This is a genomic window from Citrobacter koseri ATCC BAA-895 (genome assembly GCF_000018045.1).
In the GTDB taxonomy this organism is placed as follows: domain Bacteria; phylum Pseudomonadota; class Gammaproteobacteria; order Enterobacterales; family Enterobacteriaceae; genus Citrobacter_B; species Citrobacter_B koseri.
In genome coordinates this window covers 4,522,013-4,546,465 of the sequence record NC_009792.1, presented here as the reverse complement: position 1 = coordinate 4,546,465, position 24,453 = coordinate 4,522,013, and the positions used below count along the sequence as shown (strand labels likewise).

The following is a 24,453-nucleotide window of genomic DNA, read 5'->3' as shown; positions in this document are numbered from 1 at the left end:
CGTCGCTATGGTTCGCCGTATAAACCAATCAAACGGCGAACCACGCCATTGGTCCAGCCAAACCCATCCTGCAACGGATATTCCCCGCCGCCCCCTTCACGCGGCGTGCCGCAGGCAATATGGTACTTTTCGATCAGTTTATGGTGCTGCTGGTAAAAAATATTGACGGTTTTTAACCAGTTGCGGGCAATTTCATCCCCCAGCATATCGTCGCCGTACAGCTTGAAGCCCTGGATTGCCATCCACTGTAGCGGCGCCCAGCCGTTAGGCTTATCCCATTGCTCGCCGGTTTCATACTCTGTCGCCATGATCCCGCCAGGCGTCAGCAGACGGCTGCGAACGGCGTTAGCGAGGCGGTCTGCCTGCTCGTGAGTCGCCATGCCGACATACAGCGGCACGATACTGGCGGCGGAAAAGAGCGCCATTTGCTCGCGCCGCCAGTCGTAATCCCGATAGCAGCCATTCTCGTCATCCCACAGATAGCGGTTTACGGCGGCGCGGCGATCGCTGGCTTTCTGGCGAAATGCCGCTTCGGTTTCACGATCGCCTTTCAGGGCGGAAATGTTGGCTATCGCGCTCTCCAGTTTGTAGAGGAAAGCGTTCAGATCGATGGGGATGAACTGGGTTGTGCGGATGCTGGCCAGCCGGCTTGCATCGCGCAGCCAGCGTGATGAGTAATCCCAACCGGAGGCCGCGCCAGCACGGAGATCCCGGTATACCTCATTGGCCGGGCGACCCGAATGTTTGGCGGTTTCCACATCCTCCAGCCACGATTCGTCGCGGGGGGTGTCGCGATCGTCCCAGTAGCGGTTGAGCAGGGAACCGTCCGGCATTCTGATGACATGGCGATAGGCCTGGTTGAGCACCAGAGATTCCGCGCCGTCCATCCAGAAGGCGTACTCCATTTTCAGATGATCCAGATAGCGCCGCGCCCCGCGCACGCCATCCTCTTCGAACAATTCGACCATCAGCGCAAAGACCGGTGGCTGCGAGCGGCTCAAATAATATGTGCGGTTTCCGTTGGGGATGTGGCCGTAATTCTCAATCATCCACGCGAAGTTGTCCGCCATACATTTCAGCAGGTCTTCCCGGCCGCTTTCCGCCAGGCCCAGCATGGTGAAATAGGAGTCCCAGTAGTAGGTTTCGCTAAAACGTCCGCCCGGCACGATATAGGATTGCGGCAGCGCCAGCAGCGAGGACCAGGGAATGTGATCCTGCGGCTCACGCGTCAGCACCGGCCAGAGCTGATCAATATGCTCTTTCAGTGAATTTTCCGGGTTGGAGACATATTCACTGGACCAGGTTTCTGGTAGCCAGAAGTGATTTTCAACAAAGCGCAGCAGGTCAAAGTCGCGGTGTCGTCTGACCTTACGGTAGCGGATCAGAATATCCAGCGGGTCCATTTTTGGCGCGCAGTCGGGGAAAGTTTTACTGTCGGCAAAAAGCCGGGATGATTGCACATGCTCGAACAGCTCAAGATAGCGATCGGCTGGGGTAAGGGCGTCGGAGGCGGGTAGCCCCTCAATCATCTCAGGTTCCGGTTCTGCCTCGATCATTTCATCCAGCTTTAACTCGCACGGATCCGTTTCATAAAGCAGATCGATTTCGATCGTTAATTCGTCGGATGGGGCGGGGTGTAATTTCTGGTTGAGCATAATGAGAAGGACCTCCGGATTGCGTCGTAAATGATACGGGTGTTGCCCGGCTGTCTATTAAGCGTAGACATTCGCTTCGGTATATGAGGTGCAAACTGTGCGATAGATCACGCTTTGTTAATGCGTGAAAAAGAGTCTTTAAATATAGATTACTGATAATAATATAAAAAATATGGAATAGCCGTAACAGGAAGATTTTCACTTTCAGAACATTCGATTGCAACGAGTTATGAATACCGACGCCGAAAGACCCTGCTTATAATAGGGAAAAGCTATCTTATCGATAGTTTATCCCCATGTAATTGCTTGATACTTATCAAAAACCCTTCGCCTGTATTTCCTATGATGGCTATGTCTAATAAAGACATACGCCTGATTTATGTTCATCTTCTGGGCCATAATATCTCACTATAGTGAGGGTAAAATAATGAAAATCATTACCCGTCTTACCGCGATAGCCATAGCAGGCATTGCGATTTGTTATTTAGGATTATCTGGTTACGTCTGGTATCACGATAATCAACGTAGTAAAGAAGCTGATGTGCAAGCCTCAACGCTGGAAGACAATAATAAAATCCTGGGTTTTTTGCGGGAAAAGGGATGCGATTATTGTCATACCCCCTCTGCTGAACTGCCTTTTTATTCCTCTTTTCCCGTTGCTAAGCAGTTGATGAATTATGACATTCAACTGGGCTATAAATCTTTCAACCTTGAAGCAGTACGCGCCGCGTTGGTCGCGGATAAACCCGTCACGCAAAGCGATCTGAATAAGATTGAATGGGTGATGCAGTACGAAACAATGCCGCCAACGCGCTATACCGCGCTGCACTGGGCCGGTAAGGTCAGTGATACGGAGCGGGAGGAGATTCTCGGCTGGATCGCTAAACAGCGCGAACGTTACTACGCCAGCGCGGATACGGCGGCGGCGCACCGTAATGAGCCGGTTCAGCCTGTCCCCGAAAAACTGCCGGTTGACGATCAAAAAGTCGCACTGGGTTTTACCCTCTACCACGATGCCCGTTTATCGGGTGACAGCACCATCTCCTGCGCGCATTGCCATGCGCTGAACGCGGGCGGCGTGGACGGCAGGAAAACCTCCATCGGCGTGGGCGGCGCGGTAGGGCCAATCAACGCGCCAACGGTGTTCAACTCGATCTTTAACGTTGAGCAATTCTGGGATGGTCGCGCACCGACGTTGCAGGCGCAGGCTGGCGGGCCGCCGTTAAACCCGATTGAAATGGCCTCTAAATCCTGGGATGAAATTATTGGGAAACTCGATAAAGACCCGGTGCTAAAACAGCAGTTCACGGCGATATATCCGCAAGGCTTCAGCGGAGAAACGATTACGGATGCCATTGCCGAGTTTGAGAAGACGCTGATTACGCCAAATTCGCCTTTCGATAAGTGGTTACGAGGGGATGAAAATGCGCTGACGGCGCAGCAGAAACATGGCTATGAGCTGTTCAAAGAGAATAAATGCGCGGCCTGTCACGGCGGTATTATTCTCGGTGGGCGTTCCTTCGAGCCGTTGGGTCTGAAGAAAGACTTTAATTTCGGCGAAATTACCGCTGCGGACATTGGACGTATGAACGTCACCAATGAAGTTCGCGATAAATTGCGTCAGAAAGTGCCAGGATTACGTAACGTTGCGCTGACCGCGCCGTATTTCCACCGTGGAGATGTGCCAACCCTCGACGGAGCGGTGAAACTGATGTTGCGTTATCAGGTGGGGAAAGAGATTCCGCAGAAAGACATTGATGATATTGTCGCGTTCCTGGAAAGCCTGAACGGGGTGTATACGCCGTATATGCAAGGAAAATAAAAGAATGCCGGATGACGGCTAAGGTCTTATCGGGCCTACGGAAAACCGCACGCGTAGGCCCGATAGGCATAGCGCCATCGGGCATGGCGCCGGATGACCGCGTAAATGCCTTATCTGGCCGACAGGATCATCACACCATCCGGCGCTTATCGACGATTAACGCATTGTCACGAACTCTTCCGCCGCCGTTGGGTGAATCGCCACGGTGTTGTCGAAGTCTTTCTTGGTGGCGCCCATTTTCAGCGCGACCGCGAAGCCCTGCAACATTTCATCCATCCCGAAGCCGATGCCGTGAATACCGACAATCTTCTCGTCTTCGCCGACGCACACCAGCTTCATTCGGCAGGGCTGACGGTGAGACGTCACCGCAGTGTACATGGCTGTGAACGATGATTTGTACACTTTCACCTGGTCGTCGCCGTACTGTTCGCGCGCTTGCGGTTCGGTCAGGCCCACGGTGCCAATCGGCGGGTGGCTAAAGACCACGGTCGGAATATTGCTGTAGTCCAGATGCTCGTTCGGCTTGTTGTTGAACAAACGTTCGGAGAGACGACGACCCGCCGCCACGGCGACTGGCGTCAGCTCAACCGCTCCGGTGTTATCGCCCACCGCATAAATACCTTCCACGCTGGTATTCTGGAATTTATCGACGACGATGTACCCTTTTTCGTTGGTTTTCACGCCGGTGGCGGCAAGGTTAACGTTGTCGGTTGCCGGTTCGCGGCCAATCGCCCAAATCAGGCAATCCACCGTTTCGCTGCGACCGTCTTCCAGTTGCAGGGTCAGGCTGCCGTCGGCGTTTTTCACCACCGCTTTCGGGATCGCGTGGGTGTGAAGCGTCGGGCCTTCCGTGTTCATCACTTCAACCAGCGTTTCGGTGATCATCGGGTCAAAGCTGCGCAGCGGCACGTGTTTACGCACGAACAGGTGCGTTTGGGCGCCCAGGCCGTTAATCACGCCAGCCAGTTCTACGGCGATGTAACCCGCGCCGACCACCGCAACGCGCTCCGGCAGCGCAGGCAGCGCAAAGAAACCGTCGGAGTCGATACCGTATTCCGTACCCGGAATGGACGGATGGCTCGGGCGACCGCCGGTGGCGATCAGAATGTGATCGGCGGTGATCGTTTCCCCATTCACTTCAAGGGTTCTGGCATCCACGAAGCGGGCGAATCCTTTGATCACATCCACGTTATTTTTACCCAGCACGTTGTCGTACGAGGTGTGAATACGGTCGATATAGGCCGTGCGGCTGGCAATCAGCGTGTCCCAGTTGAACGCGTTGATGGTGGTGTCAAAGCCGTAGTCCGGGCCGTACATATGGATCGCTTCGCGAATCTGCGCGGCATGCCACATCACTTTTTTAGGGACGCAACCGACGTTGACGCAGGTGCCGCCCAGCTCTTTGGCTTCAATCAACGCACATTTCTGACCGTACATAGCGGCACGGTTAATCGAGGCAATACCGCCGCTTCCGCCGCCGATCGCGATGTAATCATAGTGTTTGGTCATGACCGCTCCTTCATGTTCATTGTAGGACGAATGAGCGCAATGCCATTCGCCAAAATATTCGCGATTGTATACCTGGAATTAAAAGGTTCCACCGATGGCTGTGATTACTCTGGCACGATCCAGCTGACGGAAGCGTGCCCGGTGCCCGCTGGAACCAGCTTGCTGTGCAGCCACGGCAGCACGTTGTTCATCTGCTGTTCCAGCTTCCACGGCGGGTTAATGACGATCATGCCAGAGGCGGTCATGCCCCGCTGGTCGCTGTCCGGGCGTACTGCCAGCTCAATTTGCAGGATTTTGCGGATTCCAGTGTCTTCCAGGTCGTGAATCATGCGTTTAATTTGCTGGCGTAACACCACCGGATACCACAGCGCATAGGTGCCGGTAGCAAAGCGCTTATACCCTTCGCTGATGCCGCTGACGACCGCCTGATAATCGGTTTTCATTTCGTAAGGCGGGTCGATGAGGATCAGGCCGCGACGCGAAACCGGCGGCAGTTTGGACTTCAACTGCATATAGCCGTCGGCACGCTCCACGCGGGCGCGGCTGTCTTTTTGAAACTCAGAACGCAGCAGCGGAAAATCGCTTGAATGCAGCTCCGTCAGTTGCAGGCTGTCCTGCTCACGCAGCAGCTGGCGGGCGATGAGCGGGGAACCCGGGTAGTAACGCAGTTGCCCGTTACGGTTAAAGTGCTCTACCACGCCGATATAAGGCTCCAGCTCGGCTGGTAAATCGTCCTGCTGCCAGATGCGGGCGATTCCTTCCATATATTCACCGGTGCGCTCGGCGTGTTCGCCGCTCAGCTGATAACGGCCAGCGCCAGCGTGCGTGTCCAGATAAAGAAACGGTTTCTCTTTCTCTTTGAGCGACTCGATAATCAGGCTCTGAACAGTGTGTTTGAGGACGTCGGCGTGGTTGCCAGCGTGAAAGCTGTGGCGATAACTGAGCATGGGTAATTAAATTCCGCTGAAATAGACGATTTGTCACAGTTTACAGCAGAAAAGGGCAGATTACCCGTAGGCCGGTAAGCGCAGCGCTACCGGGTATTTTTCCGCTACGCTCGCCATTGAAATTCACTACACTTACCCCCATCTGAAACAAATATGCACAGCGCCGGATGCGCGCTTCATTCACCTCATTCAACAGGACAGCGCTTATGACCAATCCATTACTGACGCCTTTCTCGCTACCGCCGTTTTCCAAAATCCAGCCTGAGCATGTGGTGCCTGCCGTGACAAAGGCGCTGAATGACTGCCGTGAAAACGTGGAGCGGGTAGTGGCGCAGGGCGCGCCGTACACCTGGGAAAATCTCTGCCAGCCGCTGGCGGAAGTGGACGACGTGCTGGGGCGCATTTTCTCTCCGGTCAGCCACCTGAATTCTGTTAAAAACAGCCCGGAACTGCGCGAAGCCTATGAGCAGACGCTGCCGCTGCTGTCTGAATACAGCACCTGGGTTGGTCAGCACGAGGGTCTGTACAATGCGTACCGCGACCTGCGCGATGGCGACCATTACGCGACCCTGAACCTCGCGCAGAAAAAAGCGGTTGATAACGCGCTGCGCGATTTTGAGCTTTCCGGTATTGGTCTGCCGAAAGAAAAACAGCAGCGCTATGGTGAAATCGCCACTCGCCTGTCCGAGCTGGGTAATCAGTACAGCAACAACGTGCTCGACGCTACGATGGGCTGGACGAAGTTAGTGACTGACGACGCGGAACTGGCGGGCATGCCGGAAAGCGCTCTTGCCGCCGCGAAAGCGCAGGCGGAAGCGAAAGAACAGGAAGGCTGGCTGCTGACGCTGGATATTCCAAGCTATCTGCCGGTGATGACCTACTGCGACAACCCGGCATTGCGTGAAGAGATGTACCGCGCCTATGTGACGCGCGCCTCCGATCAGGGGCCGAACGCGGGTAAATGGGACAACAGCCCGGTGATGGAAGAGATCCTCGCGCTGCGTCATGAACTGGCGCAGTTGCTGGGTTTCGACAGCTATGCCTTTAAATCGCTCGCCACCAAAATGGCGGAAAACCCGCAGCAGGTGCTGGATTTCTTAACCGATCTGGCGAAACGCGCGCGTCCGCAGGGCGAGAAAGAGCTGGCGCAACTGCGCGCCTTCGCGAAAGCGACGTTCGGCGTCGATGAACTGCAACCGTGGGATATCGCGTACTACAGCGAGAAACAGAAGCAGCACCTTTACAGCATCAGCGATGAGCAACTGCGCCCGTACTTCCCGGAAAACAAAGCCGTGAACGGCCTGTTTGAAGTGGTACAACGCATTTACGGCATTACGGCCAGAGAGCGTAACGATGTGGATGTCTGGCATCCCGACGTGCGCTTCTTCGAGCTGTATGATGAAAACAACGAACTGCGCGGCAGTTTCTACCTCGATCTGTATGCGCGTGAGCACAAGCGTGGCGGGGCGTGGATGGATGACTGCGTCGGCCAGATGCGCAAAGCCGATGGCTCGCTGCAAAAACCGGTCGCCTACCTGACCTGTAACTTTAACCGTCCGGTTAACGGTAAACCGGCGCTGTTCACGCATGATGAAGTGATCACCCTGTTCCACGAGTTCGGCCACGGTCTGCACCACATGCTGACCCGCATCGAAACGGCGGGCGTTTCCGGCATCAGCGGCGTGCCGTGGGATGCGGTCGAACTGCCGAGCCAGTTTATGGAAAACTGGTGCTGGGAGCCGGACGCGCTGGCGTTTATCTCCGGTCACTACGAGACCGGCGAACCGCTGCCGAAGGAACTGCTGGATAAAATGCTGGCGGCGAAGAACTACCAGGCGGCGCTGTTTATTCTGCGTCAGCTGGAGTTTGGCCTGTTCGACTTCCGTCTGCATGCGGAATTTAACCCGGAACAAGGGGCGAAAATTCTGGAAACGCTTTCTGAGATCAAAAAACAGGTCGCCGTGGTGCCGGGGCCGTCATGGGGCCGCTTCCCGCACGCCTTCAGCCATATTTTCGCTGGGGGGTATGCGGCAGGTTACTACAGCTATCTGTGGGCCGATGTACTGGCGGCGGATGCCTTCTCGCGCTTTGAGGAAGAAGGCATTTTCAACCGCGATACCGGGCAGTCGTTCCTCGACAACATCCTGACTCGCGGCGGTTCGGAAGAGCCGATGGAGCTGTTCAAGCGCTTCCGTGGTCGTGAACCGCAGCTGGACGCGATGCTGACGCACTACGGCATTAAAGGCTGATAGCGTACGTGAAGATCTGCTTAGTTGATGAAACAGGCGCCGGAGACGGCGCCTTATCTGTTCTTGCCGCCCGCTGGGGGTTAGAGCATGACGAAAACAACCCGATGGCGCTGGTGCTGACGACTGCGCATCTGGAGCTGCGTAAGCGCGATGAGCCGAAGCTTGGCGGCATCTTTGTCGATTTTGTCGGCGGGGCGATGGCCCATCGCCGCAAGTTCGGCGGCGGTCGCGGCGAAGCGGTCGCGAAAGCGGTCGGCATTAAAGGCGATTACCTGCCGGATGTGGTCGATGCGACGGCGGGACTGGGGCGCGATGCTTTTGTGCTGGCTTCCGTGGGGTGTCGAGTGCGCATGCTGGAGCGCAACCCGGTGGTCGCGGCGTTGCTGGATGACGGTCTGGCGCGCGGGTATGCCGACCCGGAAATCGGCCCGTGGTTGCAGGAACGCTTGCAGTTGATCCATGCCTCCAGCCTGACGGCGCTGACGGATATCACGCCGCGCCCGCAGGTGGTTTATCTCGATCCGATGTTCCCGCATAAGCAGAAAAGCGCATTGGTGAAAAAAGAGATGCGGGTGTTTCAGTCGCTGGTCGGGCCGGATCTTGATGCTGATGGTTTGCTGGCGCCAGCGCGCCAGCTGGCGACCAAACGGGTCGTGGTGAAGCGCCCGGATTACGCGCCGCCGTTAGCGGATATCGCCACGCCGAACGCGGTTGTCACCAAAGGCCACCGGTTTGATATTTATACCGGTACGGCATTGGTGGAGTAACAAATTGCCCGATGGCGCTTCGCTTATCGGGCCTACGGTTCATGCAGGGTACTCCGCCATCCGGCAAGGCTGATTAAACAAACGGCGCCAGCGGATCGGCAATCTCAAACGCCACGGCTCTGTCGGCCTTCGGTGGATAGATCAGCTCGCTGACAATCGACAGCTTGAGTTTTTTCGCTTCCGCACGCGTCAGTTTTACCTGCTGATCCCAGCCTTCGGTGTAGACCGCGCCCCATGCGCCAAGATCCAGACAGGTGACATAGTTTTCCTGACGATACGGCAGAGGAGCGACCTCCAGCAGGTCAGCGGCCGCGTTATTCCCGGCAAACTTGCCCAGCAGAATAGCGTGCTGGCAGGTCATTAACGCATGGTTGCCTTTGTCATCGGTTGCGGCGTACGCCACATCGCCAGTGGCATAAATGTCATCGTGACCCACCACCTGAAGCTGAGCGTTCACATGTAAACGCCCCTGACGGTCGCGCGGAGCGTCAATCTGCCCGGTCAGATCGTTCGCCTGAACGCCGACGGTCCAGATGACAGTTTGCGACGCGATGGTTTGCCCGTCTTTCAGCGTGATGCCCGTTGCGTCCACGCTTTCCACTTCCGTATTCACCAGCCACTCCACGCCCAGCTCTGCCGACGCTTCGATAATCACGTTGCGCAGTTCTTCGCTGTAGCGAGCGCCAGGCTGCGGGCCGCGTTCAACTACGACTACTCTGGTCTTAGCATCAGCGCCGAGAATATCACGTAAACGGCCAGGCAACTCCAGCGCCATCTCGATCCCGGTAAAGCCGCCGCCGCAAACAACAACGGTATTGCGCGCGTCGCTTTCTTCTTTGTTCGCCAGATCCTTCAGGTGCTGCTCCAGTACGGCGGCGCTTTCCAGTTGATCCAGATCGAACGCATGCGCATCTGCGCCCGTTACGAGTGAACGGTTAACGTGGCTGCCGCTTGCCAGAATCAAACGGTCGTAGCGATGTAAGTGCGTTTTGCCGGAGGCATCTGCCCAGCTCACCTCTTTTGAGTCGGGAAGGATCTGCGCAACCGTCCCGCGCAGGAAGTTGACGCCGGTTTCGTCGAACAGCGGTTGCAGGGGAGCGACCAGCGTCTGGACGGCATTTTCATAAAAGCGAGGGCGTACGCGAAGTTCGGGTTGTGGGGCGATAACGGTGATATCAATTGTGTCATTCTGGTGTTTATCTGCCAGACGGGCGGCGCTCAGCGCGGCCCACATCCCGGAAAAACCTGCACCAACGATCAGAATTTGTTTACGCATTTAGGTTGCACTCAATGTTAACGATGAAGTTATTTACTCGGATTTTATTGGTCGTAGTTAATGAATGCAATGTCATTTGTGCGATCCAGTGGAAAATGATCCAGATCTGTTGGTTATCATTATGATAAATAATGAATTAAATTTTAATTCCTGATGTGCTGTGGTTCTCTGTCTGGCAGGCGCCTGTCGAAAAAGCTACAATAACTCAGAATTATTTTGGCTGAGATAAGAGCATGGCATTCTACAGTTCCGGGGTTGAGTACGGCATCCATAGCCTGATGTGTATGGTGGACAGCAAAGGCGACGCCCGCGATATGAGCGTTCGCGAAATTGCTGACCTGCAAAGCGTGCCCTACGACTATCTGGCCAAGATTTTTACCCGTCTGTCGAAAGCGGGCCTGGTGCGCAGCATCGAAGGCAAAGGCGGTGGTTTTCAGCTCGCCAGGCCTGCCGAACACATCACGGTGCTGGATGTGGTCAACGCCATTGACGGTGACAAGCGCATCTTTGAATGCCGTGAAATTCGCCAGCGTCTGGCTGTTTTTGATGAGCAGCCTCCGGCGTGGGCCTGCGAAGGTATCTGCGGCGTGCGCTCGGTAATGGACATGGCGCAGCAGCGTATGGAAGAAGCGTTAGGGCAGCATACCATTCTCGATCTGGCGCGTAAGATGTACCGCAAAGCGCCAGAGACCTTTGTGGTTGAAGTGCAGGAATGGATTGACGCGCGTAAAGGGTAAATGCCCGAACGCAGGCCGGATGCGGCTATGTCCGATAGCGCTGTGCTTATCGGACTATGTTGCGATTAGACTGTTTTGAAAAGATTAACCATCTCTGGATTACGCTCTATCACCCGAAGAACCTTAAGATAAGTTCCGGTAGGGATACGCCTCTTCTGCTCCCAGGCCTGAATCAGGGAAGATGAGACGCCTATTGCCTGTGCAAACTCATTCTGCTTCATATTGGCTTTCTTCCTGATAGCTTTGACATCTGGAAGTTCATATCGGGTGATTCGGGCAGCAGGTTTGCGACCCTGGCTGATTTCAACGGCCTCGCTTGCAGATTCCATCAGCTCTTTAAAGAAATCGTTCATAACGAGCCCTCTTTTAGTTGGTGAATGATGGATTTGAGGGCGTTTTTTTCTTCGCCGCTCAGACTATCCTTTTTGTTCTTAGGGTAAGCCATGAAAAGCCAGATACGCCCTTCGCTATTTTGAAAATAGTAAATACTACGAATCCCGCCGCTTTTTCCCTTACAGTGGCTCGCTGGAGCAAAACGAACTTTCCTGCAACCACCTGTACCCTGAATTAAATCACCTTCCAGCGGGTTTATAATGAGCATTTCCTGAAATGCGCGATATTCATCCTCGGTGAGCAGGGCTTCCCGCTGGCGGGCAAAGACAGAAGTCTCAATAAATTCAATGTAGTTCATGGTCATGTCCGTCCATGATGACCTGTTTGTTCAAATTATACTCTTACATCGTAAGAGTTAACAGATAAAAAAAAACCGCGATGTTACTCGCGGTCAAAACTAAAAGTTGACGCTTATTTACTGCTATCCGGCGTATTAATCATCCGGTTCAACCACGGCACCATAATCGCCATCACAACGGTGACCGCCAGTGTGACGAGGCCTATTTTGCTGAACACGCCGGTGTAGATGGGTAGCGTCTGGAGCGGGTCGGTGATGTTTTCCGGTACGGCGGTGAAGGTTGCGACATAGCCGCCCAGCAGGAAAGCCGCCGCCTGCGTCAGGAACCACATCCCGAGAATAAAGCCCATCAGGTGCTGAGGCACCAGCGCGGCAACCATCGCCAGCCCCAGGGCGCTAATCAGCAACTCACCCAGACTCTGGAACAGGTACACCAGCACGATAAACCACGGTGAAGTCAGCCCCTGCGCATCGGCGAACCACATGCCTGCGGCGGCGGCGGTCAAAAAGCCCAGCGAACAGAGGAACATGCCCAGCGTAAACTTCATCGGCATGGTCAGATCTTTGCCTTTGCTCCCCAGACGCGTGTAAATCGCCGCCAGTACGGGACTGGCAACCACCACCCAGAACGGGTTCAGCGCCTGGAAGCTGACCGGGTTAATGGTAAAACCGAGAATATCGTGATGTACGTTATTGATTGCGAAGAAATTCAGCGATGTAGGCATCTGTGCGTACAGAATATAAAACAGCACCGCTTCAAGCATCAGGATAAAAGCGACGAACATTTTGTTGCGTCCGGTTTTATCCAGACGAAACGCTTCACGGAAGAAGAAAATGATGACCACAATCGACAGGACGATCAGCACCAGGTTGGCGATTTTTACGTTATGCATCAGCCAGGCGCAGAGGAAAATCATGGCGACGGTGCCGATCAGTACGGCGAGCAGATTACGGAAGCTCAGCGGCTTATGGTCTGGCTCTGAACCGATATCTTTCACCATACCGCGACAGGCGAAGTAGACCAGCAGCGCGACAATCAGCCCGGCGCCGCACAGGTTATAGGTAACGGCATAGCCGAATTTGTCGGCGATGACCGGGGCGAGGGAGAGCGACAGCAGCGACCCGATGTTAATCGACATATAAAACAGGGTGAACGCGCCGTCCAGACGGGGGTCTTTGGGCAGGTAACACTTGGACAGCAGGCTCGCAGGGTTGGCTTTAAACAGCCCGTTACCGACGGCAATCGTCCCCAGCGCGATAAAAATCAGGCTCGGTTTCAGTAACGATAATCCGGTCATGAAGTAGCCGATCGCCAGGACAATCGCCCCCAGTACCAGGGTACGCTTAGTTCCCAGCAGGTGATCGCCAACGTAGCCGCCAATGGATATCAGGCCGTACACCAGTGCGGCAAATGCGCCAAAGGTGATAAATGCCTGTTCCTGAGAGAAGCCAAGCTGTTTAACAAAGAAAACCGCCAGGATGCCCTGGACGCCGTAATAGCCGAATCGCTCCCATAATTCTACAAAAAAGATCATGAAGAACGGACGGGGTTGCTGTAGCAAGCCCGTAGGTGCAGTTGTATTCATATTCCTTCGCCTTTCAATGCCATCCCGAAAAGTATGAACGCGTATGCCAAAACGCGCCGAAAAAGTCTGACTCTGTTATAGACTGCGGTCATTAACCGAATGAATAGATTATTATAGAGATGGTTTTCGATCTAATTAGTTGATCACACTAATTATGATTTGTGGTCTGGAATGTTGTACTGGAATGTGTTCGAGGGAAGGCATAAACAAAAACGCCCGCATTGGCGGGCGCTGTGTATATCGGGCTGATGAATGCCTGGCCGGATAAGGCGTCAGCCGCCATCCGGCACAACAGAACTTACTCTTCTTCGTCGCGCAGCGGAACAATCAGCATGTCGACATGCACGGTATTAATCAGCTGGCGTGCTGAAGACATCAGTTTGCTCCAGAAGTCCTGATGATGACCGCAAACGACCAGATCCATATCGTATTTTTTGATCGCGTCAACCAGTACCTGACCCAGATCGCCGCTGCCGCTCAGGGTTTCGGTGATAGGATAACCGGCATTGGTGGAAAGTTCGGTCAGCGCATGGTGTGTTTCTTCAGAGATGCGTTTTTGCATATCGCCCAGATTCACGTCGATCAGGCCGGTGTACAGGTCAGAGTAATTGACATCAACGTGGATAAGAGAGACTTTCGCGTTGTAAGGACGCGCCATTGAAACCGCTTTTTCTACCAGAACTTTACTTTCCGGGGAAAGGTCAACCGCGATGAGAATGTGTTTGTAAGCCATAGTGTTACTCCTTCCATAAGTTGTCGATGACTAGCCAGCTAGCGTTTCTTGTGCCGCCGCGTCACCCGCGTCCTGCGAACTACAGCGCGGGGCTAGCCCAGCCGAGAAGTGAATGTAAAGACTATCCTTACATTATAGCGACCTGGATAATCCGTCAATCCGCCTTGCTTGCCAATCAGTTAAACAAAATTTTCAGTTAATTGCATTGATAGCGGTTAACCTTCTGGCAAAAAAATTAACTGATCTCCTACACTATTTAATAGAGCCGTTCGGATGCAGGGCACTGGCGTGAACGGTTTAGCAGGACTCTTTCACTGAACTGTCTGGCTGAGTATCGGGGGAGCGGTAGTCCCGGAGAGGAGCTCCGTGGGCGGGTCGCCGGGGAGGAGGTATGATAAGCACCGTCGCATTATTCTGGGCTTTATGTGTCGTTTGCATTGTTAATATGGCGCGCTATTTCTCATCGTTACGCGCGCTGTTAGTGGTACTGCGTGGTTGCGATCCATTGCTCTACCAATATGTGGATGGAGGTGGCTTCTTTACCTCGCATGGTCAACCCAACAAACAGATGCGTCTGGTGTGGTATATCTACGCGCAACGTTATCGCGATCACCACGATGATGAATTCATCCGCCGTTGTGAACGCGTTCGCGGCCAGTTCATCCTCACCAGCGCATTATGCGGTCTGGTGCTGATCAGTATGGTTGCGCTGTTGATTTGGCACTGAGCAAAAAAAGCGGGTCAGTTTCCTGACCCGCTCAATACGGTTGATTCTGCATTCCTTTGCCTGATGGCGCGTCGCTTTAAGGCCTACGTGCTGCGTTTTTGTAGGCCGGATAAGGCATCGCCGCCATCCGGCACGGTCACGCTTAGATAATCTTCAGCGAGATCCAGTACAGCACGCCGGACAGAATAATCGCCGCTGGCAGGGTAAACACCCAGGCCATCAGAATGCTGGTGACCGTTTTGCGCTGTAGACCGCCACCGTCCACAACCATTGTCCCCGCGACGGAGGAAGAAAGGACGTGCGTGGTGGATACCGGCATACCGGTGTAGCTGGCGAGACCGATAGAGACTGCGGCCGTCATCTGCGCCGACATCCCTTGCGCATAGGTCATGCCTTTCTTACCAATCTTCTCACCGATGGTGGTCGCCACGCGGCGCCAGCCGATCATGGTGCCAATACCCAGCGCCAGCGCGACGGCCATGATTATCCAGATCGGCGCGTACTCAATGGTGCTCAGCATATCGGTTTTCAGTTTTTTCAGCAGACGCTGGTCGTCATTGCTTACGCCAGGCAGCTTCACGACTTTATCGGTCGTGTCGGAGATGCACAGCATAATGCGACGCAGCTGGCTACGCTGGTCAACGCTTAACGTGTCGTAGCTTTCCAGATTCGCCAGCATACCTTTCGCGCGATCAAGCGCATTGATGGTATTCGCCGGGTGGCAATGGAACTCTGCGGGTTCTGTCGCGCCCGGTTCCGGTGCGGGAATCAGCTGATCCACGCCGGTGACTTTTTTCAGCAGATCAGGGTGCTGCTGGAAGTACGTTTCGACGTTGTTGATGGCGTCGCGGGTACGGGTAATTTCATAGCCGGATGCGTTCATATTGACGACGAAGCCCGCAGGCGCCACGCCAATCAGAACCAGCATGACCAGACCAATGCCTTTCTGACCATCGTTAGCGCCATGAGAGAACGCCACGCCGATAGCCGAGAGGATAAGTGCGATACGCGTCCAGAATGGCGGCTTTTTCTTACCGTCTTTCTTTTCACGTTCAGCAGGGGTCAGGTGGATACGTGCGCGCTTTTTAGTGCCGCTCCAGTAGCGACGCAGCAAAAAGATCAGACCGCCAGCAAACACCAGGCCTACGATAGGGGAGACAATCAATGACCCAAAGATATTGATAACTTTAGGTATATTTAGCGCATCCACCACTGAAGTGCCGGTCATCATTGCATTGGTTAAACCGATACCAATGATGGCGCCAATCAGCGTATGGGAACTGGAGGCAGGCAGACCAAAGTACCATGTACCGAGGTTCCAGATAATGGCCGCCAGCAACATAGAGAACACCATAGCGAGGCCATGTGCGGAACCCATGTTAAGCAGCAAATCCGTAGGCAACATATGCACGATGGCATAGGCTACACTCAGACCGCCCAGTAGAACGCCAAAGAAGTTAAAGACCGCAGCCATAACAACCGCCAGTTGCGAACGCATCGCACGGGTATAAATCACGGTTGCCACTGCGTTGGCTGTATCATGGAAGCCGTTAATCGCTTCGTAGAACAGCACAAAAGCCAGAGCAAGCAATAATAAAAGCCCGGTATGTAAATCCAGGCCAGCAAACAAATGTAGCATAGGACGTTACGCCATTTTGAGGACATGAACGCGGCGCATTATCAGTGACTTTCGCGGCGCGGGCAAAGTGAAATATAGACTTTTTTTGATATAACGCCTGCTTAATGTCATGCCACTAAAGAATTATCTTATAGAATTCAATTAAATACTCATATCCATCGATTTTGGCGCTGGTGCGACCACTGAGGAATCTTTACAATTCACGCCCTGTTTTCAGAGAGGATCGCAAAGTGGAAAGGTTTGATGCCGTTATTATAGGCGCTGGCGCGGCGGGTATGTTCTGTGCGGCGCAGGCCGGTCAGGCGGGGCGCCGCGTGCTGCTCATCGATAATGGTAAAAAACCGGGGCGTAAGATCCTGATGTCCGGCGGCGGGCGCTGCAACTTCACGAATCTGTATGTCGAACCTGCTGCCTATCTGAGCCAGAACCTCCATTTCTGCAAATCGGCGCTGGCGCGTTACACCCAGTGGGACTTTATCGATCTGGTGGGCAAACACGGCATCGCCTGGCATGAAAAGACGCTCGGCCAGCTGTTCTGCGACGACTCTGCGCAGCAAATTGTCGATATGCTGGTGGCGGAATGCGCAAAGGGCAACGTGACGATGCGCCTGCGCAGCGAAGTGCTCAGCATTGCGCGTGATGACGAAGGGTTTACCCTGGAACTGAACGGCATGACGGTCGCGGCGAAAAAAGTGGTGATCGCCACGGGCGGTCTCTCCATGCCCGGTCTGGGCGCGTCGCCGTTGGGTTATAAAATTGCCGAACAGTTTGGTCTGGATGTCCTGCCGACCCGCGCCGGGCTGGTGCCCTTCACGTTGCATAAACCGCTGCTGGAGCAGCTTCAGGTGTTATCCGGCGTTTCGGTGCCTGCGGTGATCGCGGCGCAGGACGGTACGGTATTCCGTGAAAATCTGCTCTTTACCCACCGTGGGCTGTCAGGCCCGGCGGTTTTACAGATTTCGAGTTTCTGGCAGCCCGGCGAATTTGTCAGCATCAATTTGCTGCCGGAGGTCGATCCTGATGATTTCCTCAATGAACAACGTTGCGCGCACCCGAATCAAAGCCTGAAAAATACGCTGGCGATGCAGTTGCCGAAGCGCCTGGTGGAATGTTTACAGCAGCTTGGGCAAATCCCGGATGTTTCCCTGAAACAGTTGAACGCACGCGAGCAGCAAGCGCTGATTGAAACGCTGACCGAATGGCGCGTACAGCCTAATGGTACGGAAGGCTATCGCACGGCGGAAGTGACGCTTGGCGGCGTGAACACCGATGAACTTTCTTCGCGCACGATGGAGGCCCGAAAAGTGCCGGGACTTTATTTTATCGGCGAGGTGATGGATGTCACCGGTTGGCTGGGGGGCTATAACTTCCAGTGGGCCTGGTCGAGCGCGTGGGCATGTGCGCAGGCGCTGAGCGAAGGATAACGGGTTTGCCCGACCAGAGAGCGGTCGGGCGCAGTTGTCAGTTCAGGCCAAGAAAATACTGGGCGATTTTAAAGTAGATAATCAGTCCGGTGCCGTCGATCAGCGTGGCGATAAACGGCGCGGAGACCACCGCAGGGTCGATGCCGATGCGCTTGAGCACCATCGGGATCACCGATGACACCACCGCGCTCCACAGCGTAATGCATACCAGCGTCAGGCTGACGATCAGCGTGATTTCCACGCCGATACCCATCATCCAGGCGCGCAGACAACCCGCCAGGCCCAGCGTTATGGCGATCAGCAGCGAGGTCGATGCCTCTTTGCGAATGACCCGCCCCATGTCGCGCAGCCGCACTTCGCCCAGTGCCATTGCGCGCACCAGCGTAGAGGTTATTTGTGTGCCGCTGTTGCCGCCGGTGCCAATCAGCAGGGGGATGAAGAAGGCCAGCGCAATCGCTGACTCCAGCGCCTCTTCGAAATGTTGCAGTACGCTACTGGTATAGGCTTCCGCCACAAACAGCAGCAGTAGCCACACAGAACGTTTCTTCCACAGCGTCCACGGGCTGATGTCCAGATACGGTTTCTCCAGCGGCAGCGTCGCCCCCTGGCGCTGCACGTCTTCAGTGACGTCATCTTCCAGAAGATGGGCAATCTCTTTTTCCATCAGGCAGCCGACCAGCTCGCCTTTATCGACGACCGGCACCAGATCGAGCTGGCGTTCGGTCAGCTCGGCAATGATGTGTGGACGTTCGTCGTCGGGTTTGACGCGAAACAGGCAACTGTCCATTAAGGCGTGGATAGATTGCGCCGTGTCGCTTGCCTGTAAAAGTTTCTTGATGGATAAAACCCCGCGCAGCTGTTTTTCCGCAACCACAAACACCTGGCCGGGAATATCATCTGAGGTGAGTTGCGACACAAAGAATTCACGCGCCTCATGAACGCTGAGATGATCCGGCAGCATAATAAAATCGGTACGCATATATTGCGCGATAGCATCGCCGTCAAAAGCCGGAGCCGGGTGATGTGCGTTGCAAACGTGGATGGATGACATTGATGTAATTCCCTATAAAAAGCTCTCATAGGGGCGAACAAGACAGGATGAGCACAGGCAGATCCCTACGTCCTGGTTTTAGCACTGCACAACGTATCTGCCCGATAGTGATATCGTCAGAAGTTACCTTGGCAACACCTTGATTCGATGGATGCCTGTATTTCCCTGAGTGGTCTCTCTCGATACCAGCAGGGCGGTAACTTATATTTGTGCAGGAGCCTCGCCATAACGAGATCGATAAAATGAGCCGCCAGTATAGAGAATGTTAACCATTCACAATGTTTATAATTTAGATGGTTTATCAACGGTTGATATACCACATCGTCTCTCTGCCAATAAAAGCCAGCGAAACCCATTAAAGAATGAAGTGAATAGACATCACGGGTATTGGTGTTAGTATTTCATTGATAGTACATATGAGTATGCGTGTTTCATTTACGGCCAGGAACGCTGATGATGACAACATTAGTACCCGTTTTTCGAGCATTTCCGTCATTCACTTTCCTTTACGGCGAGCGCCGCGCTGACGCCTGCATGCCGTCTGGCCATTTTCTTTTTTTCCTTCTTATCCCGGATGGAATATCCCGCTGAACATGTGTTCGGGGGTGTTGTGACACGCATTGTTGGCTAACAGGGATCACGGCGGGTCGGATATGGACAAAATAAAGCGTCATCTGGTGTGGTGGAGTGTTGGCATCCTGGTGGCAATAGCAGCCGTAGCGTGGTGGATGCTACGTCCTGCTGGCGTACCGGATGGCTTTGCCGCCAGCAACGGCAGAATTGAGGCAACAGAAGTCGATATTGCCACCAAAATCGCCGGTCGAATTGACACCATTCTGGTGTCGGAAGGGCAATTTGTGCGCCAGGGCGAGGTGCTGGCGAAGATGGACACCCGCGTGTTGCAGGAACAGCGGTTGGAAGCCATCGCGCAAATCAAAGAGGCTGAAAGCGCGGTTGCCGCCGCGCGCGCCCTGCTGGAGCAACGCCAGAGCGAAACGCGCGCCGCCCAGTCGGTGGTGAAGCAGCGTGAAGCCGAGCTGGATTCGGTCTCCAAACGTCATGTGCGTTCCCGTTCGCTGTCGCAGCGCGGTGCGGTTTCCGCTCAACAGCTGGATGACGATCGCGCCGCTGCCGAAAGCGCTCGCGCCGCGCTGGAATCCGCCAAAGCCCAGGTCTCTGCGACGAAAGCGGCGATTGAAGCGGCCCGCACCAGCATTATTCAGGCGCAGACCCGCGTAGACGCGGCGCAGGCTACCGAACGACGCATTGTGGCGGACATCGATGACAGTGAATTAAAAGCGCCGCGAGATGGCCGCGTCCAGTACCGCGTTGCCGAACCGGGAGAGGTGCTGTCTGCGGGCGGCCGGGTGCTGAATATGGTCGATCTCAGCGATGTCTACATGACCTTCTTCCTGCCGACCGAGCAGGCCGGCCTGCTGAAAATTGGCGGAGAAGCGCGCCTGGTGCTGGATGCCGCGCCCAGCCTGCGCATTCCGGCCACCATCAGTTTTGTCGCCAGCGTCGCGCAGTTCACGCCGAAAACCGTCGAAACCAGCGATGAACGGCTGAAGCTGATGTTCCGCGTGAAGGCGCGTATCCCGCCAGCGCTGTTACAGCAGCATCTGGAATACGTTAAAACCGGTTTGCCGGGTATGGCATGGGTACGGCTGGATGAACAGCGTCCCTGGCCTGACGATCTGGCGGTGAGGCTGCCGCAATGACGAACCTGGCGCGTCTTCCCATTCCTCCCGTGGCGCACCTTGACGGCGTGAGTCAGCATTACGGGGCAACGGTGGCGCTGAACAACATCACGCTGGATATCCCCGCTCGCTGTATGGTGGGGCTGATTGGCCCGGACGGCGTCGGTAAGTCGAGCCTGCTATCACTTATCTCCGGCGCGCGCGTTATCGAGCAGGGCAATGTGCGGGTGCTGGGCGGCGACATGCGCGACGCGACGCACCGCCGCGATGTCTGCCCACGGATAGCCTGGATGCCGCAGGGGCTGGGAAAGAACCTCTACCATACGCTGTCGGTGTATGAGAACGTCGATTTCTTCGCGCGTCTCTTCGGGCATGATAAAGCGGAGCGTGAAGCGCGAATTACCGATCTGCTGAACAGCACCGGGCTGGCGCCGTTTCGCGATCGCCCGGCGGGGAAGCTCTCGGGCGGCATGAAACAAAAACTGGGGCTGTGCTGCGCGCTGATCCATGACCCGGAACTGCTGATTCTTGATGAGCCTACCACCGGGGTTGACCCGCTTTCCCGCGCCCAGTTCTGGGCGTTGATCGACAGCATTCGTCAGCGGCAGACTAACATGAGCGTGCTGGTCGCCACGGCCTATATGGAAGAAGCCGAGCGTTTCGACTGGCTGGTGGCGATGAACGCAGGTGAAGTGATGGCGACGGGCAGTGCGCAAGAACTGCGGGACAAAACCGGCAGCGCCACGCTGGAGCAGGCGTTTATCGCCCTGTTGCCAGAGGCGCAGCGCCAGGCGCACAAACCCGTTGTTATCCCGCCTTATGATGCGACGCAGGAAGAGATAGCCATTGAGGCGAAAGATCTGACCATGCGGTTTGGCAATTTCGTCGCCGTCGATCACGTCAATTTCCGCATCCCGCGCGGAGAGATTTTTGGTTTTCTGGGATCGAACGGCTGCGGCAAGTCCACCACCATGAAAATGCTCACCGGGCTGCTGCCTGCCAGCGAAGGGGAAGCCTGGCTGTTCGGACAGTCGGTTGACCCGAAGGATATCGAAACCCGCCGCCGGGTGGGTTACATGTCGCAGGCGTTTTCACTCTACAGCGAGCTGACCGTGCGGCAAAACCTGGAGCTACATGCCCGCCTGTTCCACATCCCGGACGCAGAGATTCCGCAGCGCGTAGCGCAGATGAGCGAGCGTTTTATGCTCTCTGACGTCGAAGATATGCTGCCGGAGGCGCTGCCGCTCGGTATTCGCCAGCGCTTGTCGCTGGCGGTGGCGGTGATCCATCGCCCGGAAATGCTGATTCTGGATGAGCCGACCTCCGGCGTGGACCCGGTCGCCAGGGATATGTTCTGGCAGTTGATGGTGGATCTGTCGCGCCAGGATAAGGTGACCATTTTTATCTCCACCCACTTTATGAACGAAGCGGAACGCTGTGACCGCATGTCGCTGATGCACGCCGGAAAGGTGCTTGCCAGCGGCACGCCGCAGGAACTGGTAGAGCGGCGGGGCGCAGCCAGTCTTGAAGAGGCGTTTATCTCCTGGTTACAGGAAGCCGCAGGGCCAGCGCCAGTATCACCGCTGCCGACAACGGACGCGCCAGACGCGCATAAAACGAGTAAACCGCCGCGCCAGGGCTTTAGTCTGCGACGCCTGTTCAGCTACAGCCGCCGTGAAGCGCTGGAGCTGCGCCGCGATCCGGTGCGGTCAACGCTGGCCTTGCTGGGGACGGTCATTTTGATGCTGATCATGGGCTACGGTATCAGCATGGATGTGGAAAACCTGCGCTTTGCCGTGCTCGATCGCGATCGGACCGTCAGCAGCCAGGCCTGGTCGTTGAACCTGGCGGGGTCTCGCTATTTTATCGAGCAGCCGCCGCTTACCAGCTATGACGATCTTGACCGGCGTATGCGCTCGGGCGAGGTGGCGGTCGCGATAGAACTTCCGCCCAATTTTGGACGGGATATCGCCCGCGGCACGCCGGTGCAGATTGGCGTGTGGGTGGATGGCGCAATGCCCAGTCGCGCGGAAACGGTGAGGGGATACGTACAGGCGATGCACCAGAGCTGGCTACAGGATGTGGCGAGCCGTCAGCCGAATGCCAGCAGCCAGGGCGGGCTGATGACCATTGAAACGCGCTATCGCTACAACCCGGATGTGAAAAGCCTGCCAGCGATTGTGCCGGCGGTAATTCCGCTGCTGTTGATGATGATCCCGTCAATGCTCAGCGCCCTGAGCGTGGTGCGTGAAAAAGAGCTGGGATCGATTATCAACTTGTATGTGACGCCGACCACCCGTAGCGAATTTTTACTCGGTAAACAGTTGCCGTACATCGCGCTGGGGATGCTGAACTTCCTGTTGCTCTGCGCGCTGTCGGTGTTTGTTTTTGGCGTGCCGCATAAGGGCAGCTTCCTGACGCTCACCCTGGCGGCGCTGCTTTACGTCACCATTGCCACCGGGATGGGGCTGCTGATTTCGACGTTTATGAAAAGCCAGATCGCCGCGATTTTCGGCACCTCGATCATTACGCTGATCCCGGCGACGCAGTTCTCCGGGATGATCGACCCGGTGGCGTCGCTGGAAGGGCCGGGGAGATGGATCGGCGAGATCTACCCGACCAGCCATTTTCTGACGATCGCGCGCGGTACGTTCTCGAAAGCGCTGGATCTGATGGATCTCTGGCCGCTGTTCGTGCCGTTGGCGATCGCCATTCCGCTGGTGATTGGCCTGAGCGTATTGCTGCTGAAAAAACAGGAGGGGTGATGCGCCGATTACGCAATATTTATAACCTCGGCATCAAAGAGTTACGCAGCCTGCTGGGGGATAAGGCAATGCTGACGCTGATTGTCTTTGCCTTCACGATTTCGGTGTACTCCTCCGCCACCGTTCTGCCGGGTTCGCTGCACCTTGCGCCAATCGCGATTGCCGATATGGACCAGTCTCAGCTGTCGAATCGCATTGTGAACAGCTTCTATCGCCCGTGGTTCCTGCCGCCGGAGATGATCACCGCCGATGAGATGGACGCCGGACTGGATGCCGGACGTTACACCTTTGCCGTCAATATTCCGCCCAATTTCCAACGGGATGTGCTGGCGGGGCGGCAGCCGGATATTCAGGTGAACGTCGATGCGACGCGCATGAGTCAGGCGTTTACCGGCAACAGCTATATCCAGAACATCATCAGCGGCGAGGTGAACAGCTTTGTGGCGCGTTACCGCGACAATAGCGAGCCGCTGGTCTCACTGGAAACCCGGATGCGCTTCAACCCGAATCTGGACCCGGCATGGTTCGGCGGCGTAATGGCGATTATTAATAACATCACCATGCTGGCGATTGTGCTGACCGGCTCGGCGCTGATCCGCGAGCGGGAGCACGGGACGATTGAACACCTGCTGGTGATGCCGATCACCCCGTTTGAGATCATGATGGCGAAGGTCTGGTCGATGGGGCTGGTGGTGCTGGTGGTTTCCGGGCTGTCGCTGATGCTGATGGTGAAGGGGGTACTCGGCGTGCCGATTGAGGGCTCCATTCCGCTGTTTATGCTGGGGGTCGCGTTAAGCCTGTTCGCCACCACGTCTATCGGCATTTTTATGGGCACCCTGGCGCGTTCGATGCCGCAACTGGGGCTGCTGATGATTCTGGTGCTGCTGCCGTTGCAGATGCTCTCCGGCGGTTCCACGCCGCGTGAAAGTATGCCGCAGATGGTGCAGGACATCATGCTGACGATGCCGACCACTCACTTTGTCAGCCTCGCGCAGGCGATACTTTATCGCGGCGCCGGGTTTGGCATCGTCTGGCCACAGTTTCTGACGCTGCTGGCGATCGGCAGCGCTTTCTTCCTGATAGCGCTACTGCGTTTCAGAAAGACGATTGGCACGATGGCGTAAACATTATTGCCGGATGGCGGCTACGCTTTATCCGGCCTGTGAACTACCAAC

At 55.5% G+C, this 24,453-nt stretch carries 19 protein-coding genes and 1 riboswitch; of the genes, 9 read left to right on the top strand and 10 right to left on the bottom strand.

The genetic code is table 11. From position 1 onward, the window contains the following. Nucleotides 1–5: 5 nt before the first annotated feature. The gene (locus CKO_RS21130) at nt 6–1,655 is read right to left on the bottom strand and encodes an alpha,alpha-trehalase (protein WP_012135642.1); all 1,650 of its coding nucleotides are present in this window, start codon (nt 1,653–1,655) and stop codon (nt 6–8) included. A 427-nt stretch (nt 1,656–2,082) separates the two neighbouring features. Between CKO_RS21130 and CKO_RS21125 the strand changes: the two genes are divergently transcribed. Beyond that, nucleotides 2,083–3,477 (top strand): cytochrome-c peroxidase, encoded by a 1,395-nt coding sequence (locus CKO_RS21125; protein ID WP_024131040.1) that lies wholly within the window; start codon nt 2,083–2,085, stop codon nt 3,475–3,477. Nucleotides 3,478–3,633: 156 nt separating this feature from the next. On the opposite strand, the gene gorA is transcribed toward CKO_RS21125, so the two are convergent. After that, a complete protein-coding gene (gorA, locus tag CKO_RS21120; protein ID WP_012135640.1) occupies nt 3,634–4,986 on the bottom strand; it encodes a glutathione-disulfide reductase in 1,353 nt (450 codons plus the stop codon). Nucleotides 4,987–5,090: 104 nt separating this feature from the next. Continuing rightward, nucleotides 5,091–5,933 (bottom strand): 23S rRNA (adenine(2030)-N(6))-methyltransferase RlmJ, encoded by an 843-nt coding sequence (locus CKO_RS21115; RefSeq protein ID WP_012135639.1) that lies wholly within the window; start codon nt 5,931–5,933, stop codon nt 5,091–5,093. A 206-nt stretch (nt 5,934–6,139) separates the two neighbouring features. Between CKO_RS21115 and prlC the strand changes: the two genes are divergently transcribed. Both prlC and rsmJ read left to right on the top strand, forming a co-directional pair. Next, complete coding sequence (gene prlC, locus CKO_RS21110; protein ID WP_024131039.1) at nt 6,140–8,182, top strand: oligopeptidase A; 2,043 nt, start codon at nt 6,140–6,142, stop codon at nt 8,180–8,182. A gap of 8 nt (nt 8,183–8,190) precedes the next feature. Continuing rightward, nucleotides 8,191–8,949: a 16S rRNA (guanine(1516)-N(2))-methyltransferase RsmJ gene (rsmJ, locus tag CKO_RS21105; RefSeq protein WP_012135636.1), complete on the top strand. Its 759-nt coding sequence runs from the start codon at nt 8,191–8,193 to the stop codon at nt 8,947–8,949. A gap of 73 nt (nt 8,950–9,022) precedes the next feature. On the opposite strand, the gene CKO_RS21100 is transcribed toward rsmJ, so the two are convergent. Further along, nucleotides 9,023–10,225 carry an NAD(P)/FAD-dependent oxidoreductase gene (locus tag CKO_RS21100; protein WP_012135635.1) on the bottom strand — a complete coding sequence of 401 codons (1,203 nt, stop codon included), beginning with the start codon at nt 10,223–10,225 and terminating at the stop codon, nt 9,023–9,025. A 233-nt stretch (nt 10,226–10,458) separates the two neighbouring features. On the opposite strand from CKO_RS21100, the gene CKO_RS21095 reads away from it, so the two are divergent. Beyond that, entirely contained in the window at nt 10,459–10,962 is a 504-nt protein-coding gene (locus CKO_RS21095) for an RrF2 family transcriptional regulator (RefSeq protein ID WP_012135633.1), read from the top strand. A 65-nt stretch (nt 10,963–11,027) separates the two neighbouring features. Here the strand turns inward: CKO_RS21095 and nadS are convergent, their stop codons facing one another. The 4 genes from nadS to uspA form a co-directional block, all read right to left on the bottom strand. Further along, nucleotides 11,028–11,315, bottom strand: a complete 288-nt coding sequence (nadS, locus tag CKO_RS21090) for a NadS family protein (protein WP_012135632.1) — start codon at nt 11,313–11,315, stop codon at nt 11,028–11,030. Continuing rightward, complete coding sequence (locus CKO_RS21085; protein WP_048902455.1) at nt 11,312–11,653, bottom strand: type II toxin-antitoxin system RelE/ParE family toxin; 342 nt, start codon at nt 11,651–11,653, stop codon at nt 11,312–11,314. The genes nadS and CKO_RS21085 overlap by 4 nt, the downstream gene beginning before the upstream one ends. Nucleotides 11,654–11,766: 113 nt before the next feature. Beyond that, nucleotides 11,767–13,239, bottom strand: a complete 1,473-nt coding sequence (dtpB, locus tag CKO_RS21080; protein ID WP_012135629.1) for a dipeptide/tripeptide permease DtpB — start codon at nt 13,237–13,239, stop codon at nt 11,767–11,769. 298 nt (nt 13,240–13,537) lie between these two features. Continuing rightward, on the bottom strand, nt 13,538–13,972 hold the full coding sequence (gene uspA, locus CKO_RS21075) for a universal stress protein UspA (protein ID WP_000323571.1): 435 nt from the start codon (nt 13,970–13,972) through the stop codon (nt 13,538–13,540). 391 nt (nt 13,973–14,363) lie between these two features. On the opposite strand from uspA, the gene uspB reads away from it, so the two are divergent. Next, nucleotides 14,364–14,699 carry a universal stress protein UspB gene (uspB, locus tag CKO_RS21070; protein ID WP_012135627.1) on the top strand — a complete coding sequence of 112 codons (336 nt, stop codon included), beginning with the start codon at nt 14,364–14,366 and terminating at the stop codon, nt 14,697–14,699. Between the two features lie 142 nt (nt 14,700–14,841). Here the strand turns inward: uspB and pitA are convergent, their stop codons facing one another. Continuing rightward, nucleotides 14,842–16,338 (bottom strand): inorganic phosphate transporter PitA, encoded by a 1,497-nt coding sequence (gene pitA, locus CKO_RS21065; RefSeq protein WP_012135626.1) that lies wholly within the window; start codon nt 16,336–16,338, stop codon nt 14,842–14,844. Between the two features lie 230 nt (nt 16,339–16,568). On the opposite strand from pitA, the gene CKO_RS21060 reads away from it, so the two are divergent. Beyond that, nucleotides 16,569–17,762: a BaiN/RdsA family NAD(P)/FAD-dependent oxidoreductase gene (locus CKO_RS21060; protein ID WP_012135625.1), complete on the top strand. Its 1,194-nt coding sequence runs from the start codon at nt 16,569–16,571 to the stop codon at nt 17,760–17,762. A gap of 37 nt (nt 17,763–17,799) precedes the next feature. Here CKO_RS21060 and CKO_RS21055 read toward each other — a convergent pair whose 3' ends face one another. Beyond that, nucleotides 17,800–18,813, bottom strand: coding sequence for a magnesium transporter (locus CKO_RS21055; protein ID WP_012135624.1), 1,014 nt, complete (start codon nt 18,811–18,813; stop codon nt 17,800–17,802). Nucleotides 18,814–18,869: 56 nt separating this feature from the next. Continuing rightward, nucleotides 18,870–19,053, bottom strand: a riboswitch (M-box (ykoK) riboswitch). A 413-nt stretch (nt 19,054–19,466) separates the two neighbouring features. Between CKO_RS21055 and CKO_RS21050 the strand changes: the two genes are divergently transcribed. The 3 genes from CKO_RS21050 to CKO_RS21040 are packed head-to-tail and all read left to right on the top strand — an operon-like array spanning nt 19,467 to nt 24,402. Next, a complete protein-coding gene (locus CKO_RS21050; RefSeq protein ID WP_012135621.1) occupies nt 19,467–20,534 on the top strand; it encodes an HlyD family secretion protein in 1,068 nt (355 codons plus the stop codon). Next, entirely contained in the window at nt 20,531–23,278 is a 2,748-nt protein-coding gene (rbbA, locus tag CKO_RS21045) for a ribosome-associated ATPase/putative transporter RbbA (RefSeq protein ID WP_012135620.1), read from the top strand. Before CKO_RS21050 ends, rbbA begins: the two co-directional genes overlap by 4 nt. Further along, a complete protein-coding gene (locus CKO_RS21040; protein ID WP_012135619.1) occupies nt 23,278–24,402 on the top strand; it encodes an ABC transporter permease in 1,125 nt (374 codons plus the stop codon). Before rbbA ends, CKO_RS21040 begins: the two co-directional genes overlap by 1 nt. Nucleotides 24,403–24,453 lie beyond the last annotated feature (51 nt).

Coding starts and splice junctions, on each gene's coding strand:
- CKO_RS21130 (WP_012135642.1), bottom strand. CDS start 1,655: ATGCTCAACCAGAAATTACACCCCGCCCCATCCGACGAATTAACGATC.
- CKO_RS21125 (WP_024131040.1), top strand. CDS start 2,083: ATGAAAATCATTACCCGTCTTACCGCGATAGCCATAGCAGGCATTGCG.
- gorA (WP_012135640.1), bottom strand. CDS start 4,986: ATGACCAAACACTATGATTACATCGCGATCGGCGGCGGAAGCGGCGGT.
- CKO_RS21115 (WP_012135639.1), bottom strand. CDS start 5,933: ATGCTCAGTTATCGCCACAGCTTTCACGCTGGCAACCACGCCGACGTC.
- prlC (WP_024131039.1), top strand. CDS start 6,140: ATGACCAATCCATTACTGACGCCTTTCTCGCTACCGCCGTTTTCCAAA.
- CKO_RS21100 (WP_012135635.1), bottom strand. CDS start 10,225: ATGCGTAAACAAATTCTGATCGTTGGTGCAGGTTTTTCCGGGATGTGG.
- CKO_RS21095 (WP_012135633.1), top strand. CDS start 10,459: ATGGCATTCTACAGTTCCGGGGTTGAGTACGGCATCCATAGCCTGATG.
- nadS (WP_012135632.1), bottom strand. CDS start 11,315: ATGAACGATTTCTTTAAAGAGCTGATGGAATCTGCAAGCGAGGCCGTT.
- CKO_RS21085 (WP_048902455.1), bottom strand. CDS start 11,653: ATGAACTACATTGAATTTATTGAGACTTCTGTCTTTGCCCGCCAGCGG.
- dtpB (WP_012135629.1), bottom strand. CDS start 13,239: ATGAATACAACTGCACCTACGGGCTTGCTACAGCAACCCCGTCCGTTC.
- uspA (WP_000323571.1), bottom strand. CDS start 13,972: ATGGCTTACAAACACATTCTCATCGCGGTTGACCTTTCCCCGGAAAGT.
- uspB (WP_012135627.1), top strand. CDS start 14,364: ATGATAAGCACCGTCGCATTATTCTGGGCTTTATGTGTCGTTTGCATT.
- pitA (WP_012135626.1), bottom strand. CDS start 16,338: ATGCTACATTTGTTTGCTGGCCTGGATTTACATACCGGGCTTTTATTA.
- CKO_RS21055 (WP_012135624.1), bottom strand. CDS start 18,813: ATGTCATCCATCCACGTTTGCAACGCACATCACCCGGCTCCGGCTTTT.
- CKO_RS21050 (WP_012135621.1), top strand. CDS start 19,467: ATGGACAAAATAAAGCGTCATCTGGTGTGGTGGAGTGTTGGCATCCTG.
- rbbA (WP_012135620.1), top strand. CDS start 20,531: ATGACGAACCTGGCGCGTCTTCCCATTCCTCCCGTGGCGCACCTTGAC.
- CKO_RS21040 (WP_012135619.1), top strand. CDS start 23,278: ATGCGCCGATTACGCAATATTTATAACCTCGGCATCAAAGAGTTACGC.